Origin of the sequence: Enhydrobacter sp. (genome assembly GCF_030246845.1) — a bacterium.
Classification (GTDB): Bacteria; Pseudomonadota; Alphaproteobacteria; order Reyranellales; family Reyranellaceae; genus Reyranella.
On the sequence record NZ_CP126889.1, the window covers coordinates 1,260,453 to 1,276,893 of the forward strand.

15 protein-coding genes are annotated in these 16,441 nt (G+C 66.4%); 9 read left to right on the forward strand and 6 right to left on the reverse strand.

Features of this window, described 5'->3' with window-relative positions; translation table 11 throughout:
• The first annotated feature begins 41 nt into the window (after nucleotides 1-41).
• From OJF58_RS06465 to OJF58_RS06490, 6 genes are all read left to right on the forward strand, one after another.
• Entirely contained in the window at nucleotides 42-1,235 is a 1,194-nt protein-coding gene (locus OJF58_RS06465; RefSeq protein WP_300782812.1) for a CaiB/BaiF CoA-transferase family protein, read from the forward strand.
• On the forward strand, nucleotides 1,232-1,786 hold the full coding sequence (locus OJF58_RS06470; protein ID WP_300782815.1) for a HutD family protein: 555 nt from the start codon (nucleotides 1,232-1,234) through the stop codon (nucleotides 1,784-1,786). The genes OJF58_RS06465 and OJF58_RS06470 overlap by 4 nt, the downstream gene beginning before the upstream one ends.
• Complete coding sequence (locus tag OJF58_RS06475) at nucleotides 1,783-2,544, forward strand: substrate-binding domain-containing protein (protein ID WP_300782817.1); 762 nt, start codon at nucleotides 1,783-1,785, stop codon at nucleotides 2,542-2,544. Before OJF58_RS06470 ends, OJF58_RS06475 begins: the two co-directional genes overlap by 4 nt.
• Nucleotides 2,545-2,572: 28 nt before the next feature.
• Nucleotides 2,573-3,049: a redoxin domain-containing protein gene (locus OJF58_RS06480; protein ID WP_300782820.1), complete on the forward strand. Its 477-nt coding sequence runs from the start codon at nucleotides 2,573-2,575 to the stop codon at nucleotides 3,047-3,049.
• A 136-nt stretch (nucleotides 3,050-3,185) separates the two neighbouring features.
• On the forward strand, nucleotides 3,186-4,289 hold the full coding sequence (locus OJF58_RS06485; RefSeq protein WP_300782823.1) for a catalase family peroxidase: 1,104 nt from the start codon (nucleotides 3,186-3,188) through the stop codon (nucleotides 4,287-4,289).
• Between the two features lie 2 nt (nucleotides 4,290-4,291).
• The gene (locus OJF58_RS06490) at nucleotides 4,292-4,810 is read left to right on the forward strand and encodes a cytochrome b (protein ID WP_300782826.1); all 519 of its coding nucleotides are present in this window, start codon (nucleotides 4,292-4,294) and stop codon (nucleotides 4,808-4,810) included.
• A gap of 11 nt (nucleotides 4,811-4,821) precedes the next feature.
• Here the strand turns inward: OJF58_RS06490 and OJF58_RS06495 are convergent, their stop codons facing one another.
• A complete protein-coding gene (locus OJF58_RS06495; protein WP_300782829.1) occupies nucleotides 4,822-6,108 on the reverse strand; it encodes an aminotransferase class III-fold pyridoxal phosphate-dependent enzyme in 1,287 nt (428 codons plus the stop codon).
• 130 nt (nucleotides 6,109-6,238) lie between these two features.
• On the opposite strand from OJF58_RS06495, the gene OJF58_RS06500 reads away from it, so the two are divergent.
• Nucleotides 6,239-6,931: an HAD family phosphatase gene (locus OJF58_RS06500; RefSeq protein WP_300782831.1), complete on the forward strand. Its 693-nt coding sequence runs from the start codon at nucleotides 6,239-6,241 to the stop codon at nucleotides 6,929-6,931.
• Here OJF58_RS06500 and OJF58_RS06505 read toward each other — a convergent pair.
• A complete protein-coding gene (locus OJF58_RS06505; protein WP_300782834.1) occupies nucleotides 6,912-7,367 on the reverse strand; it encodes a DUF3617 family protein in 456 nt (151 codons plus the stop codon). The two genes, OJF58_RS06500 and OJF58_RS06505, sit on opposite strands and share 20 nt — an antisense overlap.
• Before the next feature lie 62 nt (nucleotides 7,368-7,429).
• A complete protein-coding gene (locus OJF58_RS06510) occupies nucleotides 7,430-8,131 on the reverse strand; it encodes an SDR family NAD(P)-dependent oxidoreductase (protein WP_300782837.1) in 702 nt (233 codons plus the stop codon).
• Between the two features lie 68 nt (nucleotides 8,132-8,199).
• Here OJF58_RS06510 and OJF58_RS06515 point away from each other — a divergent pair, with 68 nt between their 5' ends.
• Nucleotides 8,200-8,871, forward strand: a complete 672-nt coding sequence (locus tag OJF58_RS06515) for a DsbA family oxidoreductase (protein WP_300782839.1) — start codon at nucleotides 8,200-8,202, stop codon at nucleotides 8,869-8,871.
• 20 nt (nucleotides 8,872-8,891) lie between these two features.
• Here OJF58_RS06515 and OJF58_RS06520 read toward each other — a convergent pair whose 3' ends face one another.
• Entirely contained in the window at nucleotides 8,892-12,020 is a 3,129-nt protein-coding gene (locus OJF58_RS06520; protein WP_300782842.1) for an AsmA family protein, read from the reverse strand.
• A gap of 140 nt (nucleotides 12,021-12,160) precedes the next feature.
• On the opposite strand from OJF58_RS06520, the gene OJF58_RS06525 reads away from it, so the two are divergent.
• Nucleotides 12,161-13,756 carry an ABC transporter substrate-binding protein gene (locus OJF58_RS06525; RefSeq protein WP_300782845.1) on the forward strand — a complete coding sequence of 532 codons (1,596 nt, stop codon included), beginning with the start codon at nucleotides 12,161-12,163 and terminating at the stop codon, nucleotides 13,754-13,756.
• Nucleotides 13,757-13,771: 15 nt separating this feature from the next.
• Here the strand turns inward: OJF58_RS06525 and OJF58_RS06530 are convergent, their stop codons facing one another.
• Together OJF58_RS06530 and OJF58_RS06535 are read right to left on the reverse strand one after the other, a co-directional pair.
• Nucleotides 13,772-14,875: an enolase C-terminal domain-like protein gene (locus tag OJF58_RS06530; protein ID WP_300782848.1), complete on the reverse strand. Its 1,104-nt coding sequence runs from the start codon at nucleotides 14,873-14,875 to the stop codon at nucleotides 13,772-13,774.
• A complete protein-coding gene (locus OJF58_RS06535; RefSeq protein WP_300782850.1) occupies nucleotides 14,872-16,413 on the reverse strand; it encodes a carboxylesterase/lipase family protein in 1,542 nt (513 codons plus the stop codon). Before OJF58_RS06535 ends, OJF58_RS06530 begins: the two co-directional genes overlap by 4 nt.
• Between the last annotated feature and the right edge of the window lie 28 nt (nucleotides 16,414-16,441).

Sequence of the window (16,441 nt, forward strand, 5' to 3'; positions counted from 1 at the left end):
GCAAAATTCGAGGCGAGGCAACCATCCATGACGAAGAAGGCATGAGCTACGACGCCCCCTTCGCCGGGCTGAAGGTCGTGGATCTCAGCCAGGGCATCGCCGGCCCCTACTGCGCGATGCTGCTGGCCCAGCACGGCGCCGAGGTCATCAAGGTCGAGAGCCTCGGCGACGGCGACTGGGCGCGCACGCTCGGCGTACGCTACGGTAGCCACACCGCCTTCTCTGTCGTCGGCAATCTCGGCAAGCGCAGCATCGCGGTCGATCTCAAGACCGCGGCCGGCAAGGAGGTGGCGTGGCGCCTCCTGAAAGGAGCCGATGTCTTCCTCGAAGGCTTCCGGCCCGGCGTGATCAAGCGGCTGGGCTTCGACTACGACGCCGTTGCGGCGCGCGAGCCGCGGCTGCTCTATCTCTCGATCTCGGGCTTCGGCCAGACCGGGCCGCTCGCCGAGCGGCCGGCAATGGATCCGGTGCTGCAGGCCTACACCGGATTGATGAACGAGAATCGCGGCGAGGACGGCATTCCCCATCGCGTGCCGGTGATCGTGGTCGACATGTCGACGGCGCTCTATGCCTTCCAGGCGCTGTCGGCGGCGCTCTACGCGCGGCGGGACGAAACGCGGGGGCGATACATCGACATCAGCCTGATGCAGTCGGCCGCCGCCCTCCAATCGATCCGGCTCATGGCCTGCCACCTGGAAGGCGGCACGATGAAACCGGGCGGTGCGCCGGGCGGCGTGTTCCAGATCGCCGACGGCTGGATGTCGATGGTCGCCATCAACGATCGCGACTGGCGCAGCCTGTGCGCCGCGATGGAGATGCCTTCGCTCGCCGATGAGCCGCGCTTCGCCGACTCCACCTCGCGGCTTGCCAATAGCGACGCCCTCTATGCGATCCTGCGGCCGGCCTTCGCCCGCGAGCCGTGGAAAGTCTGGAGCGAGCGGCTGACCCGGGCGCGCCTGATGCACGAGCGATTGAACAGCTATGCCGACTACATCGCCCAGCCGCACGTCAAGGAAACAGGCGCGGTCCATTGGCTGTGCCAGGCCGGATTCGACGCCGCGGTGCCGATGCCCGGACTGCCGGGCCTGGCACCCCTGAAGGACGGCACGCTGCGCGGCACCGCGCCTGTCGCGGGGGAGCACACGCGCGCCATCCTCGCCGGGCATGGCTATGCCGAGGCCGAGATCGAGGCCCTGCTCGCCGAAGGGACGGTCGCCGCCGTCCGGCCCGCATGATCGCCCTGCTCGATCCTTCGCAGTACCGCCAGACGCCATGGAAGAACGGCGGCGGCACGACCATCGACATTGCCGAGGAGAATGGCGTCTGGCGTTTCACCCGCACGCCCATCGCCGAAGCCGGCCCCTTCTCCGACTACACGGGCTTCGAGCGAATGCAGGTGCTGGTGGCGGGCCGCGGCCTGGTGCTCGAGACGCCCGACGGCGAGATCGACGTGCGCATGCCGTTCAGGCCGGTGCGCTTCGCCGGCGAACTGCCCGTCGTCAGCCGTCTCGAGGCGGGGCCGGTCGAGGTGATCAATCTGATCGGTGCACGTCGTGCCGTGACGATCGATCTCGATATTCTCGATGCCGGCGAGCGCGGCGCCGTCGAACCGGGTATCCACATCGCCTATTGCACCGACGGGCCGGCCATCCTCGACACCGACGAGACATTGCACCGGGTCCCGCCCCATCATGCCTTGCGGATCGACGCAGACCAGCCGACGCTGCTCGCCTGCAAGGGTGGCCGGGCGGTCGTCGCGAGCATCATCGTGGGAGTGCGGGCATGAAAGGAGCTCTTCGTCTTTTGCTGAGTGCCGGCCTGTTGCTCGTCGGCGCCTCCGGTGCCTCGGCGGCCGATCTCAAGCTCATGACGACCGGCGCCTTTCGCCCCGTGGTCCAGGACGTCGTGCCCGTCTTCGAGAAGCAGACCGGAAACAAGGTCGCGGTTGTGAGCGACACGGCCGGCGCCCTGATCCGGCGGCTGCGCGCCGGCGAGGCCTTCGATGTGATCGTGCTCACCTCCGACGGTCTCGATGCGCTGGCCGATATCGGGACCGTGACCGGCGATTCGATCACGCCGCTGGCCAGCGTCGGCATCGGCGCCGCCGTGGCCAGGAACGCACCGCAGCCCGACCTCCGGACCGTCGACGCTTTCCGCGAGACCCTTCTGAAGGCGCACCGCATCGCCTACATGGACCCGAGCGTCGGCAGCACCAGTGGCAACGCGCTGGCGCAGATCTTCAAGAAGATCGGCGTCTCTTCCGAGGTCGAGCGCAAGGCCGTGCTGGTGAAGAGCGGTCCGGCCGGCGAGGCGGTGGCTCGCGGCGAGGCCGACATCGCCTTGCAGCAGGCGAGCGAGTTGCGGCTCGTGCCAACGATCCGCTTTGCCGGGCTGCTGCCGGCCGCGATCCAGGTCTACACGACCTATTCCGGCGCGATCGCTGCGGCGACGCATGAAAAAGACGCCGCAAACGCCCTGCTCGACGCCCTTTCCGATCCCGCCCTGGAGCCGGTGCTGAAGCGCCGCGGTCTGGAGGCGCCCTGAGATCAGGCGGTCTTGTGGAGCCGGCCCTATGTCCCTGACGGAGATTTCCGAGGCGCCGCCGCTCGATGTCGAGCGCTGGTTCAACACCGACGATCCGCCGACGCTGGCACGACTGCGCGGCAAGGTGGTGGTGCTGCACGCTTTCCAGATGCTGTGTCCCGGCTGTGTGACTCATGCCCTGCCGCAGGCCAAGCGCCTGCACGAGATCGCGCGGCACCTCGACGGTCTCGTGGTCCTGGGGCTGCACAGCGTGTTCGAGCATCACGCCGCCATGACGCCGGTCGCGCTCGAGGCGTTCCTGCACGAATACCGGATCGCCTTTCCGGTCGCCGTCGATCGGCCTTCCCCGGATGGTCCGATACCGCACACGATGGCCGCCTACGGGCTGCGCGGCACGCCCTCGACGATCATCGTCGACCGCGCCGGACGCATCGCTCGCCATAGCTTCGGCGCCGAGGACGACCTTGTTCTCGGCCTGACGCTGGGCAGCCTCTTGAGAGGCTGACGCACATCTTTCTGCAGGCAATCGTCGGATAGCCTGCACCTCGCGCCTTCTTGATCTCCTGCGGCCGAATGCGCAGGCTATGCAGTGCCACAGGCGGCTCGCCACTCCCTGGGTCCCTCTCACCCCGGATGATGCCATGCCGAATACCAGCCCCTCATCGCCTGATGCGCGCTACAGTCTGGCGGCCCTTCTGGAACCCGCGTCGCTCGCAAAGCTCGGTGCTATCGGCGCGATCGTGCTCGCCCTCATCGTGCTGTTCCTCTGGACCGGCGGCTGGCTCACCTCTGGCCGACTCACGCAGACGCGTCTGATCGACACATTCGAGGACGTGAACGGCCCGCACCCCGGCTTCCGGCGAAATCACGCCAAGGGTGTCTGCCTCGCAGGCACATTCGAGAGCAACGGCGACGGCACTCAGTTCTCCACCGCATCGGCGTTCAAACCGGGCCGCGTGCCGGTGTCGGGGCGCTTCGCGCTGGCAGGCGGCATGCCGATGAGGCCCGACAAGCCGACGGCGGTGCGCAGCATGGCGCTGAGCTTTGCCCTCGCCGACGGCGAGACCTGGCGCACCGCCATGAACGACATCCCCGTTTTTCCGGTCAGGGATCCGCAGGCCTTCTACGGGCAGCTCCTCTCGTCGCGTCGCGATCCAAGGACGGGCAAGCCCGACCCGATCGCCAAGAAGGCGTTTCTCGCCGCTCATCCGGAGACGGCCAGGGCGATGGCGACCATCAGGGCGCATCCCTTCTCTTCGGGCTTCGCCAACGCGACCTACAATGCGCTCAACGCTTTCCTGCTCGTCGATGCGGCCGGCAGGACGACGCCGGTGCGCTGGTCGATGCGGCCGGTGGATGCCTTCGCGCCCGAACCGTCCAATCCGCCGGCCGACAAGAACTACCTGTTCGACGAGCTGATCGCCCGGATCGCCAAAGCGCCGGCGCAGTGGCATTTGATCCTCACCATCGGCCAGCCGGGCGATCCGACCAACGATGCGACGCTTCCCTGGCCGACCGACCGACAGCAGGTCAATGCCGGCACGCTCAGCGTCGATCGCATCGTCGCGGAAGCCGAGAGCAACTGCCGCGACATCAGTTTCGATCCGCTGACCCTTCCGGCGGGCATCGAGCCGTCCGACGATCCGCTGCTGTCCGCACGATCGGCCGCCTACTCGGTCTCCTTCTCGCGCCGCGCCGGTGAGCCGAAGACGCCCAGCGCCGTGCAGGTACCGCAAGGCAGGTGACCATGATCCCGCATTTCCCCGTCCTGTCGCGCGTGCTGCACTGGCTAATGGCAGTGCTGATCCTCGCCATGTTGTTCGTTGGCGTCGCGATGGTCTCCTCGCTGTCGGACTATCATCGGCTGGTGGCGATCCACAAGCCGATCGGCATCCTGATCCTCGTCCTTGCGGCCATCCGGCTGGTGAACAGGCTCGTCAACCCGCCGCCGCCCCTGCCGACCGGAATGCCTGTTTCGCTTCGCGTCGTCGCGGCGGCGTCGCACTGGCTGCTCTACGGCCTGATGTTTGCCCAGCCGATCGTGGGCTGGGCGATGCTGTCGGCGGCGGGCTATCCCGTTGCCCTGATCGGGACATTCCACCTGCCGCCGATCCTGCCGCATGATGCCGCTCTCTATGCGCTGATGCGACCGCTGCACACCGTCCTGGCGTTTGCCCTGTTCGCGACCTTCCTCCTCCATCTCGCCGCCGCGCTCACGCACGCCTTCGTCTTCCGTGACGACGTGTTCAGGAGCATGACGCACTGAGGCGGCGAAGGTCAGCCCTTCGCCAGTTCCTTGACGGAGTCCGTCCAGGCACCGATCGTGTGATCGATGTCGGCCTGGGTGTGGGCGAGGCTCACATAGTATTTCGACTCGCCCTTCATGATGCCGCGAGCCCGCAAGAGCTGGTTGAAGCGGGCGGCGATCGCCTTGTCGCCCTTCAGCGTGTCACGATAGTCGCGCACCGGCTGGTCCGTGAAGACGACGTCGAACAGCGGCGGCTCGCCGATCACGCGCGCCTTGATGTCCGCCTTCCTGAGGAGATCGTCCAGCGCACCCATCAGCTTGCGGCCGGTCTCGAACACGCGCTCGTAGGTGCCGGGACGCTTCAGTACCTGCAAGGTCGCCAAGCCAGCGACCGAGGCCACCGGATTGCCCGACAGCGTGCCCACCTGGAACAGGAAATCCTCGTCGGCAACGGCGAGCTTGTCGAAATGCGCCATGATGTCGGCGCGACCGGCAATGGCCGCCAGCGCAAAGCCGCCGCCCACGATCTTGCCCAGCGTGCAGAGGTCGGGCGTGACGCCGTAATATTCCTGGGCACCGCCATAGGCGAAGCGGAAGCCCGTCACCACCTCATCGAAGATGAGCGGAATGCCGTGCTCCTGCGTGATGCGGCGCAGCGCCTGGAGGAAGCCGGGCGCCGGCGGAATCAGCCGCTGGAACGGCTCGACGATGACGCCGGCAAGCTCGTCGCGATGTTCCTTGATCAGGCTTTCGGTCATCTCGACGTCGTTGAAGGCCGCGATCAACATCTCGTCCTGGACGCTCTTGGGAATGCCCGCCGAATCGGGGATGGCGCGCGGGAAGTTTCCCGGATTCTTGGGCGCCATCGACATCAGGGCGTAGTCGCTCATGCCGTGATAGCCGCCCTCGAATTTCAGGATCTTGTCGCGCTTGCGGAAGGCGCGGGCAGCGCGCATGGCGTAGAGGTCGGCCTCGGTCCCCGAGCAGACGAAGCGCACCTGCTCGGCGCACGGCACGGCCTCGACGATCGCCTCGGCGAGCGCGATGCCATGCCGATTGTTGGCAAAGAAGGTCGTGCCCAGCGGCACCTGCCCCTGCACCGCCGCCGTCACCTCGGGATGGGCATGGCCGATGAACATCGGCCCCGAGCCCAGCAGGAAGTCGACATACTCGCGGCCCGCCTCGTCCCAGATGCGGCCCGCCTTGCCGTCCTTCAGCACCACCTCGGCCGGCAGGTTGCCGAAGCTGCCGCCCGGCAATACCCGCTTCGCGGCGGTCACGAGATCAAGCATGGGGTCGGCGGTCTCGACGGACATGGCGCACTCCTCGGCAAATTGGAGAATGCCAGCTTAGCGCGATTGGCGGCCGAGGCATCGGCAGAAACCCTAGGGACGGCCATGAAATTTCGCGCATTTGCCGTTTGCCCCTCCTGCCCTACAACAAGCCATGTTCCCGAAACCTGTGAAGGCGGCGCTGTTCGACATGGACGGCCTGCTGATCGACACCGAGGCCGTCTATATCGATGCCCTGCAGGCCGCCGCCGCGGCGATGGGGCTCGAGATGCCGCTCGACTTCTGCCATTCCATGATCGGCATCCCCGGCCCGATCTGCGACGGCATGATCCGCGATTTCTACGGTCCCGGCTTCGAGCTGGAGACCTTCTCCGACCATTTCGACGCACACACCGCGCGCGTCTTCGACGCGGGAATGCCGGTCAAGCCGGGCACGGTCGAGTTGCTCGACTTCCTGGTCGCACGCGGCCTGCCGCTCGGCATCGCGACCTCCTCGAGCCAGGCGACCGTTGCCAAGCACCTTGGCCGCGCGGGCCTGATCGACTACTTCAAGGCGATCGCCACGCGCGACGATGTCCCGCGCAGCAAGCCGCATCCCGACGTCTATCTCGAGGCGGCCCGCCGGCTCGGCGTCGCGCCCGAGAACTGCCTTGCCTTCGAGGACTCCAATACCGGCCTTACCGCGGCGCATGCCGCCGGCACGATGGCCATCATGGTGCCCGACATCCTGCAGCCCACCGACGAGGTGCGGGCGAAGTGCCTGCACATCGCGTCCGATCTTCACGCGGTCCTGCACCTGCTGCGGAAAGGGACGCCGGTCGTCGGCGTCAGTGCGGCAGATCCTTGATGTTCACCACCCGGCCGCCGGGTATGACCACGTCGCCGGCCTTGCGATCGGCCGGACAGGGGCCGAGATACTTGAGGTTGGACGTCATGTGCGTGCCCTCGCTGTCGACCTCGACCTTGATCGCCTTGTCGAAGTCGCCGATCGCGGTGCCGGTCGCCGTCTTGCCGTCGCAGGTGCCCTTGAACGAATAGCCGCCGGGGATTTTGTGGAACTCGTGGGTGCAGCCCGGCCTGTTCCTGCCCATGGCCGAATATTGTCTCTCGGTTTCCTCGTCGATGCACATCTGCATCGTCATCGATTTGCCGCCCGACAGCTCAAGCGATTGCTCCCACATGCCCGGCTTGCGATGGGGCGGCTCGACCTGGGCCAGTGCCGGCAAGGCCGCGCCGAGGCCCGCCAGGAACAGAACGGTCATGGTCGATATTGGAGGTTTCATCGAGCTGCTCCCTTTCGTTCCCGTTCCATATCACAGACAGGCCATATGACGGGAGGCGAGGGCTAGAACTTTTCCACCCACGGCCGGACCTCGACCTCCCAGCTCCAGGCACTGCGATGCTGCTGCAGCACGGCCCAGTAGGTCTCGGCGATGGCATCGGGATCGAGCAGGCTGTCGGGCGGATCGGACGGCACGGGCCGCGCCGCGCTTCGGATGCCGCCATCGATCACGAAGTGGGCCACGTGGATTCCCTTCGGCGCCAGCTCGCGCGCCATCGACTGGGCGAGGCCACGCAGCGCGAACTTGCCCATGGCGAAGGTGGCCGAAAGCGGGAATCCCTTGACGCCCGCCGTGGCGCCGGTGAGCAGGATGGCGCCACGCCCCTTCGGGAGCATGCGCCGTGCCGCCTGCTGCGAAACCAGGAAGGCGCCGAATGCGCTGACCTCGATTGCGCGCTTCACATCCTCCGGAGCGAGCTCGACCAGCGGGGCGCGCAGGCGCGCACTGGCGTTGTAGACCACGACATCGGGCGTCTCGCCCTTCGCCTCGACCGCGGCGAAAAGCGCCGCAACATCGGCCGGCTCGGCGGCGTTGCACCTGTGCACGCTTGCGCCGGTCTCCGCCGCCAGGGCCGCGAGCTTGTCGGTCTGGCGGGCGGCCACCGCCACGGTCAGCCCGTGCTTGGCAAACAGGCGTGCCAGCGACGCGCTGAGGCCCGGGCCGGTGCCGACGATCAGGGCGGAACGGTAGCGGGGCTCTTGCATGAGGGACCTCGTTGTTCGGGTGACGGTGCGGGTATAGGGTACACCAGCGGAACGGAAAGGACTTTGCCATGGACAAGACCGCTCCCGCCGCGCGGATCGACGTCATCTCCGATGCGATCTGTCCCTGGTGCTATATCGGCAAGCGCCAGCTCGAAAAGGCGCTCGAGCGCCTGGCGCAGGAGCAGCTCCGCTTCAGCGTGATGTGGCATCCCTATCAGCTCAATCCCGACATGCCGACCGAAGGGGTCGACCGCGCGACCTATCGGGCGGCGAAGTTCGGCGGCGCCGAACGCGCGCAGGCGATCGATCGGCGCATCACCGAAACCGCCGCGACCGTGGGTCTGGAATTCCATCTGGAGAAGCTTACGCGCACACCGAACACGCTGAATGCCCATCGGCTGATCCGCTACGCTGCGCAGCAGGGGGTGCAGGACGGTGTCGTCGAGGCGCTGTTCAAGGGCTATTTCTGCGACGGCGCCGATCTCGGCGATCCCGAGCTGCTGGCCGCGATCGGCGGCGCCGGCGGCCTCGACCCGGATGCCGTGTGGAAGATGCTGGCGAGCGACGAGGGCCGGCGCGAGGTGCTGGCCCACGACCAGATGGCGCGCAATGCCGGTATCCAGGGCGTGCCGAGCTTCGCTCTCCAGGGTCATGTTCTCTTCTCCGGCGCGATTCCGGCCGAGGAGATGGTCGGCACCTTCCGCCAGGCCTGGGACATCCTGAAGAACCGCGCGGCGTAGACCGACCTCTGCGCCCGCGACTACCGCGCCGAGCTTCGTTTGGTGCTCAGCAGGGGCGCGGCAAGTGCCCCCTTCACCGTGGTGACGTAGCGATCGGCACCGTTCTCGAGCATGACCGTGGAGTCGATCGTCTCGTCGGCGAAACTGGCACGGCCGTCGATATTGGCGACGGCACCTTGGCCCTGAATGGCCTGGTTTTCCATGGTCATTCCGCCCGCCCCCAGGCTCACCTGCCCGGAGAGGGGATTCTGCCGGTCGATGAAGCTCTTCAGGATCTGCGCATCGAAGGCGAGGCTGTCACTGAAGATGCCGCCGATGCTGGCCGCAAAGTGCGCGAAGGCGGTCGATCCCTCGACCACGACCGGGTGAAGGTAGCCGCTGACCCTTCCGGTTCCCGTCAAGGCGTTGCGGATCGCCTGTGAGGAGATCCCCGAGCCCGCGATGCGCAGGCCGCTGACATCGACCTTGCCTTCGACCGCGATCGAGAAGCCGGACGAGCTCAGCGTGTTCTTCCCCAGGGTGCCCTGCAGCAGCCGATCGAGCGCAATGCCATGCACGTTGCCCACCAGATCGACGGCGAGCGCCGATCCGGACGCGTCGATCGTGCCGGCGAGGCTGGCCGTGCCGCCGTAGAACATGCCTCCGAGCTTCGAGACCTTGATGATGCCGTTCGCCAGGGCCGCTTCGATATCCGCCCGTTCGACCGTGAGCGAGGTCAAGGTCATTTTGTCGGCCTGCAGGGAAAGCTTCACATCGAAGGCACGAAATGCCGCAAGATTGATCGGCTGGGCCGTCGTTGGGCTCGGCGTCGGATCGGGCGCCCCCTCCACCGGAGTGATATGAGCGACCGACTTGGGATCGATTCCCAGCCAGCGGTCGACCTTCAGCACGCCGGGCACCGTGAGGGTCGCGACCAGGCTCGGGTGACGATCGAGCGTCGTGTCGATCCGGCCATGCAGGCGGCTGCCGCGCGCGCGGACTTCGCCATCGAAACGCGCCTGCCGCGACGTCCCCTTCAGACTCCCCGTGGCACGGATGTAGCCCACACTCGACATCTCCCTGCCGCTCGCCGCCGAGACGAGAGCGCTGGCATCACGGGTATGGAGGAAGAAGCTCGGGAAGTCGTAGGCGAGATCGTCGCCCAATGACAGCGTGCCCGAGAGGCGGCTGTCGGTGCGGAGGAAGTTCATCGCGACATCGCGCAAGGCGACCGCGTCGAACGTGCCAGCGACCGCGCCTGTCGCGGTGAGCGGGCCGATCCTGCCGTTCAGGAATCGCGGCAATCCCGCATAGACGAGCAGCCGGTCGGCGTCCCGGGTCGAGACATCGAATGCAAGGTCGAAGCGCGGCGCCGTACCGAAATCACTCACCACTCCCTTCAAATCGAGCCTTGCGCCGACGGCGTCGGCGATCTTGACTGACGTGAGCTGCAGGCGATTGCCCTGCACCACCGTATCGCCCTCGATGCCTTTCAGGGTCTCGCCACGAAAGACGAGATCGGCGATCTTGAGCTTGAGCCCGACCCTGGGAGCATCGGGCCCCGATGGCCTCGACGTTGGTTCGGCCGACGCGGGCGACGGCAGCTCGCCGGACGCGGGCAGTGCGCCTTTCGGCAGGTAGGCGTCGAGGTTCAGGCGGCCTGCCTCGGCGTGAAGACTCGCCGAGAAGGGGGACTTGAGAAAGAGTGTGCCGCCGGCCGTTCCCGTCGTGTCATCGAGCCTGAACCGGGCCCCGCTCACCTGGAGGCTGCCTGGCGCCGAGACGAGCTTGCCATCCACCGCCAATGCCCGCAGCCGGCCGGGCAGTACGCCCGACAGATCGAAGTCCAGCCAGCTCAGCGTCTGGCGCAGATCGTTGCCGGCAATGCTGAAGCGGCCGCTGCCCGCGTCGACCTCCACCTTCATATCGCCCGGCATAACCGCCGACAGATGCGGCACGATGGCGACGCCCTTCCTGATATTGAGCACCAGGGAAAGATTGCGCACGATGCCGCCACTGTAGCGCGCCTCTCCGATGGTGGCTTCGAGATCGGCATCGAGTGCGGACCATGCCGAAGCGGTCCGGCTTCCCGCCTGCGGCTTTACCATCGACCTGACCGCCGCCGGTGCGAAGTCGATCGGCCGCGACAGGATCGTGAGCCACTTGTCGACATCGAGATGCGAGAGGGCGACCTTTCCAGCGAGTGCCGGCGCCGGCCTGAAGGCGACCGAGAAAGAGCCGGAGGCTTCGTCCCTGCCGGCGCGAGCCTCGAAATTGTCGGCCGCGATCTTCTCGCGGGAAACGACGATGTCGCCCTCGAAAGAAAAACGGCCGGCGCCGGAAGTGTCGAATTGTGGTTTCGTGCCGCCAAGCGCGCTCCAGATCGAACTGACGAAGTCGCTCAGCAACCCGGTCTCCACCGACAGGCGCCCCGTGGCCGTCGCGTCGGGCGCCACCGCGCTCAGGGTGCCGTCGAAATCGAGCTTGCCACTGGATACTTCGAGCGAAACGCGCGCGCGATGACCTTTGGCGTCCGGTGCGTCGACTCCGATATCGAGCTTGAGCGGAATGCCGTTCACGGTGGCGCTGCCGCCGATCCGGAACGGACCGTCGAACGAATGCACCGTCGCGCTGCCATTGACATCCTCGGCCGTGAGCGTCGAGCCGTCGTGCGGGTTCGTGTAGGTCACGCGGCCGCGCACGATCGACAGCCGCCCAATTGCGAGATGCAGGCCGCTGCTTGGCGCTCCCGCTTCCTGCCTGGCCCCGCCGCCTGGCTCGAACTGCCAGTTGGGCCGACCATTGGCGTCGGTCTCGAGCACGATGGTCGGCCGATAGAGCGTGAGCGTGCCGACCTCGAACCGGCCTTGCAGCAGCGCCCACCATGACGGCGTGACCGCGACCCACCGCACATCGATCATCTGCGCGCCTTTGGCGCCGACGGCGTTGGAGAAACGGACCCGGCCCGCGCCGATGCCCGGCACCGGAAAGGCCGACAGCTTCATCGGCCCATCGATCACCAGCTCGCGCCCCGTCGCAGCACGCACGGCCTCGATCAATCCCGGCTTGTACGCCTCGACATCGATCAGAGACGGCAAGGATGCGAGCGCCGTTGCGACCGACGCCAATGTGGCGGCGGCAATCAGGCCGATCTTCCAACGCAGGCGCATGGTCATTGCCCGTCAGCGACGGCCGGAAGTTTCGCCGAACGATCGGCGACGGCGAATACCACGCATCGAAGAGTGGCCTCCATGCTAGCGTTTGCCCGAACGCTGCTCCGCGGCATGCGGCGACACGGCGGAAGGAGACGATGACGATGCGGCCTCTCATTCTCGCGGCCGGCCTGCTGGCCACCCTCGCCTGCGCCGCGGCGCCGGCTCTGGCGCAAAAATCCGGCGGCATCCTCAAGATCTATCATCGCGACAACCCACCCAGCGCCTCGATCCACGAGGAAGCGACCAACTCGACCGTCATTCCCTTCATGTCCGTCTTCAACAATCTGGTGCTTTACGATCAATCCAAGCCGCAGAACAGCCCGGACGATATCGTGCCCGACCTGGCGACCTCCTGGAGCTGGAGCGCCGACGGCAAGGCCTTGACGTTCAAACTTCGCCAAGGGGTGAAATGGCACGACGGCCAGCCGTTCACGGCGAAGGACGTCGTCTGCACCTTCGACCTGCTGACCGGCAAGGGCAAGGACAAGCTGCGCCGCAACCCTCGTCAATCCTGGTACGGCAACGTCGAATCGGTGACGGCCGACGACGATTTCACGGCCACCGTCCATCTACGCCATGCCCAGCCGTCGCTTCCCTCGTTGCTCGCCTCGGGCTATTCGCCGATCTATCCCTGTCACGTTCCCTCGGCGCAGATGCGGACGAAGCCGATCGGCACGGGCCCATTCAAGTTCGTCGAGTTCCGGCAGAACGAGGGCATCAAGCTCGCCCGCAACCCCGACTACTGGAAGAAAGGTCGGCCTTATCTCGATGGCATCGAGTTCAGCATCGTGTCCAACCGGGCGACGGCGATCCTCGGCTTCGTATCGGGCCGCTTCGACATGACCTTCCCCTGGGAAATCACCATGCCGCTGTTGAAGGATGTGAAGAGCCAGGCGCCGGACTCGGTCTGCCAGATCACCTCGATGAACAACAGCACGAACCTCATCGTGAACCGTGACGCACCGCCGTTCGACAACCCGGACCTTCGCCGGGCGCTGTCGCTCGCGATGGACCGCAAGGCATTCGTGGACATCCTGAACCAGGGCCAGGCACAGATCGGCGGCGTCATGCAGCCGCCGACGGACGGCATCTGGGGGCTGCCGCCGGAGATGGTCGCTTCGGTCCCGGGATACGGGCCGGATGTCGACAAGAACCGCAGCCAGGCGCGCGAGCTCATGAAGAAGGCAGGCTATGGACCGGACAAGCATCTCCAGATCAAGGTCTCGACACGCGGCATCTCCCTCTACAAGGATCCGGCCGTGATCCTTGCCGGACAGCTCAAGGAGATCTGGATCGACGCCGAGATCGATATCGTCGAGACCTCGCAATGGTACGCCAAGGTGGCGCGCAAGGCATATTCCGTCGGCCTCAACACCACCGGCAACGGCGTCGACGATCCCGACCAGAACTTCTTCGAGAACTTCTCCTGCAAGTCGACGCGCAACTACACCGGCTACTGCAATCCCGACATCGAGAAGATGATCGAGCAGCAGTCGGCCGAGACGGACAGGGAGAAGCGCCGCAAGCTCGTCTGGGAGATCGACCGCCGCCTCCTGGAGGACAACGCGCGGCCGATGATCATGTGGAACCGCGCCGCCACCTGCACCAGGCCCGATGTGAAGGGCTATGTCGCGCAGGTGAACAGCGTCTACAATGGCTTCCGCTTCGAGGACGTCTGGCTCGACAAGTAGCCGCGGCAGGACAATCTACGACAGCACCGCGATCTTCTTGCGCTCGATCAGCTCGAAGTCGATGTCGGCGCCGAGGCCGGGCTCGTGCGGGACGTGCACCATGCCGTCGCGACCCACGACAATGTCCTTCCGCAGACCGTACTTCTGGGCCGCGTCGGGCAGCAGGACCTCGAAGAAGGTGGTGTTGCGGATCGAGGCGATGACGTGGAGGTTGGCGAGGTTGTTGAGCGAGTTGCCGCCGTGATGGACCTCGAAGCCCATGCGGAACGCCTCGGCGAGATGGGCCGCCTTCACCAGCGTCGTGATGCCGCCCTTCACCGCCACGTCGCCGCGCAGGAAGTCGGTCGCCTGCTGCGTGATCCAGGGCTGATAGGATTCGAGGCCGGTGATGGGATACTCCGTGGCGAGGATCGGGATCGAAAGCTGCCGCTTGAGCTTCACGTAGTTGTAGATGTCCTGGTCGTGCAGCGGATCCTCGTACCATAAGAAGCCCAGCGCCTCGGCGACCCGACCGACGCGCAACGCCGCCGGATAGTCGTAGGCCCAGGTCGAATCGAGCATGATGGTATAGTCGCCGACCGCGCGGCGCACCGCCTCGCACACCTCGATGTCCTTCCGCCACTCGGTCGGCGGATGGATCTTGTAGGCGGCCCAGCCCTCCTCCTTGTGCTTCACCGCCTCCTCGGCGTAGGCCTCGGGCGAAGCGAGCACGGCGGAGCTCGCATAGGCCGGCACCGATTCGCGGAACGTGCCCAGCAGCCGGTGGATCGGCTGGCCCATGGCCTTGCCGAGCAGATCCCACAGGGCGACATCGACGGCGCCGATGCAGCGCACGCCCGCACTGCGCTGGCGTCGCCAGAGCTCGGCGACAATGGCCTCGCGCATGACCGGGTCGCGCCCCATCAGCATCGGCTTCAGATGGGTGATCAGGCCCTGTGCGTCGGTGGTCGCGGAATTGGACGCGGAGCCCAGGAAGGCATGGCCCTCGACGCCATCGTCGGTGCGAAGGCAAAGCAATCCCAGCGCGCTCGATCCGGCGAAGCGGGAGGTCTGGCCATATTGCGTGGCGGGAATGTCGTCCCACGAAAAGAGCGTGAGCGAAACGTCCGTGATCTTCATGCGTCCTCCCAAACCCGCCGTTCGACGCCGCAAGGATCGCTCGCCAGCCGGCATTCGGTGTCGAAGATCATGGTCGGTCTCGCCGCCGTCGAATAGGCGGGCCACGCGGGCAGATCCGCATGTCCCGGCCGGCCTGTCTTCGCGAAGGCGATCCACGCCCGTGCCATGCGTTCGCCCAGCGCCAGTCGTGCCGGATCGTCGCCGGTGAGCGGCGCGTCGGCGAGATTGTTGAACACGAACGGAATCTCGAGGGTGTGGCAGGAGCGCAAGCGGCCGTTCAGCACCGGCGTCTCCCAGGCGAAGAGGTAGACGAACACCTCGGCCGCCTTCTGCGCGAGCTTGCGTTCGGCGATGGCGAGCGAGAGGCTGCGCACGCCGAGATCGCCCACGATCGCGACGCCGATCTCGTCCGCCCTCTTTCCCTGCTGCGCCTTGCGGTAGATCGCGATCACCTCGGACGCGCGCTCTCCCAGATAGGGGGTCATCGCCTCGCCGAGATTGTCGAAGGTCGCTTCCCTGACCCAGGGGAGATGGCCCAGAAACAGCGTCATCTCGTCCTTGTTGGTCCCGATCATCAGCGGCACGTGGGCCGAGATTGTGGGTGCCTCCGGTGCAAAGGGTCCGCCCGGAAAGACCTCGCCGTCGATCACCGGATTGAAACCCAGGCGGCGCCTGTCGGCGAAGGAGGCGCGGCCGACCGTGGCCTGCACGGCATTCTGCGCCTCGAGAATCTTCGACACTGGCAGAGCGTGCAGCTTGGCCGCTTCCGCCGGAGCAAGGCCAAGCTGCTGCAGCACCTGATGTGCGGTCCTGGCGCCGTCCTCGCGATTGGCCATCTGGACGGCGGGGCCGCTCTGGATGATCGCTTTGTGGAAGAGTCCCCTGGCCGACGGCATCGCCATCAGCACGCAGACCTTCGCGCCGCCGCCCGATTCGCCGAAGATCGTCACGTTGGCCGGATCGCCGCCGAACGCCGCGATGTTGTCCCGTACCCATTCGAGCGCGGCGACGATGTCCTGCATGCCCGCCGTCCCGGCACCGGCAAATTGCTCGCCGGCCATGTCTTCCAGATGGAGATAGCCCAGCGCGCCCAGGCGGTGGTTGATCGACACGACCACTACATCGTCGAGCCGGCAGAGGTTGGCGCCGTCGGTCCAGGGCGAGGATCCCGAGCCGGTGATAAAGGCGCCGCCATGGCACCAGAACAGGACCGGCCGCTTCCTGCCTTCCAGGCCCGATGTCCAGATGTTGAGATAGAGACAGTCCTCGCTGATCTTCTGTCGGCCGCCGAGAGTGAAAAGCTTCAGCAGATCGGTCGGCAGGCCGAACACGTTCTCGGCCTGGATCGCCATGTTGCCGTAGGACGTCGTCTCGCGAACGCCGCTCCACGGTGCCGGCTTCTGCGGCGGCTTCCAGCGCAGCGCACCCACCGGCGGCACGGCATAGGGAATGCCCCTGAAGACGCGAACGCCGCGCTCGACCAGGCCGCGGACGCGACCGCTGGCGGTTTCGACGACACAGCCGTCCGTCATGTGCATTTCTCCCTCCGCCCGTTCAGTATAAGCT

What these genes read in the sequence shown, in the direction of transcription:
- OJF58_RS06465 (WP_300782812.1), top strand. Translation starts at nt 42, where the DNA reads ATGAGCTACGACGCCCCCTTCGCCGGGCTGAAGGTCGTGGATCTCAGC.
- OJF58_RS06470 (WP_300782815.1), top strand. Translation starts at nt 1,232, where the DNA reads ATGATCGCCCTGCTCGATCCTTCGCAGTACCGCCAGACGCCATGGAAG.
- OJF58_RS06475 (WP_300782817.1), top strand. Translation starts at nt 1,783, where the DNA reads ATGAAAGGAGCTCTTCGTCTTTTGCTGAGTGCCGGCCTGTTGCTCGTC.
- OJF58_RS06480 (WP_300782820.1), top strand. Translation starts at nt 2,573, where the DNA reads ATGTCCCTGACGGAGATTTCCGAGGCGCCGCCGCTCGATGTCGAGCGC.
- OJF58_RS06485 (WP_300782823.1), top strand. Translation starts at nt 3,186, where the DNA reads ATGCCGAATACCAGCCCCTCATCGCCTGATGCGCGCTACAGTCTGGCG.
- OJF58_RS06490 (WP_300782826.1), top strand. Translation starts at nt 4,292, where the DNA reads ATGATCCCGCATTTCCCCGTCCTGTCGCGCGTGCTGCACTGGCTAATG.
- OJF58_RS06495 (WP_300782829.1), bottom strand. Translation starts at nt 6,108, where the DNA reads ATGTCCGTCGAGACCGCCGACCCCATGCTTGATCTCGTGACCGCCGCG.
- OJF58_RS06500 (WP_300782831.1), top strand. Translation starts at nt 6,239, where the DNA reads ATGTTCCCGAAACCTGTGAAGGCGGCGCTGTTCGACATGGACGGCCTG.
- OJF58_RS06505 (WP_300782834.1), bottom strand. Translation starts at nt 7,367, where the DNA reads ATGAAACCTCCAATATCGACCATGACCGTTCTGTTCCTGGCGGGCCTC.
- OJF58_RS06510 (WP_300782837.1), bottom strand. Translation starts at nt 8,131, where the DNA reads ATGCAAGAGCCCCGCTACCGTTCCGCCCTGATCGTCGGCACCGGCCCG.
- OJF58_RS06515 (WP_300782839.1), top strand. Translation starts at nt 8,200, where the DNA reads ATGGACAAGACCGCTCCCGCCGCGCGGATCGACGTCATCTCCGATGCG.
- OJF58_RS06520 (WP_300782842.1), bottom strand. Translation starts at nt 12,020, where the DNA reads ATGCGCCTGCGTTGGAAGATCGGCCTGATTGCCGCCGCCACATTGGCG.
- OJF58_RS06525 (WP_300782845.1), top strand. Translation starts at nt 12,161, where the DNA reads ATGACGATGCGGCCTCTCATTCTCGCGGCCGGCCTGCTGGCCACCCTC.
- OJF58_RS06530 (WP_300782848.1), bottom strand. Translation starts at nt 14,875, where the DNA reads ATGAAGATCACGGACGTTTCGCTCACGCTCTTTTCGTGGGACGACATT.
- OJF58_RS06535 (WP_300782850.1), bottom strand. Translation starts at nt 16,413, where the DNA reads ATGCACATGACGGACGGCTGTGTCGTCGAAACCGCCAGCGGTCGCGTC.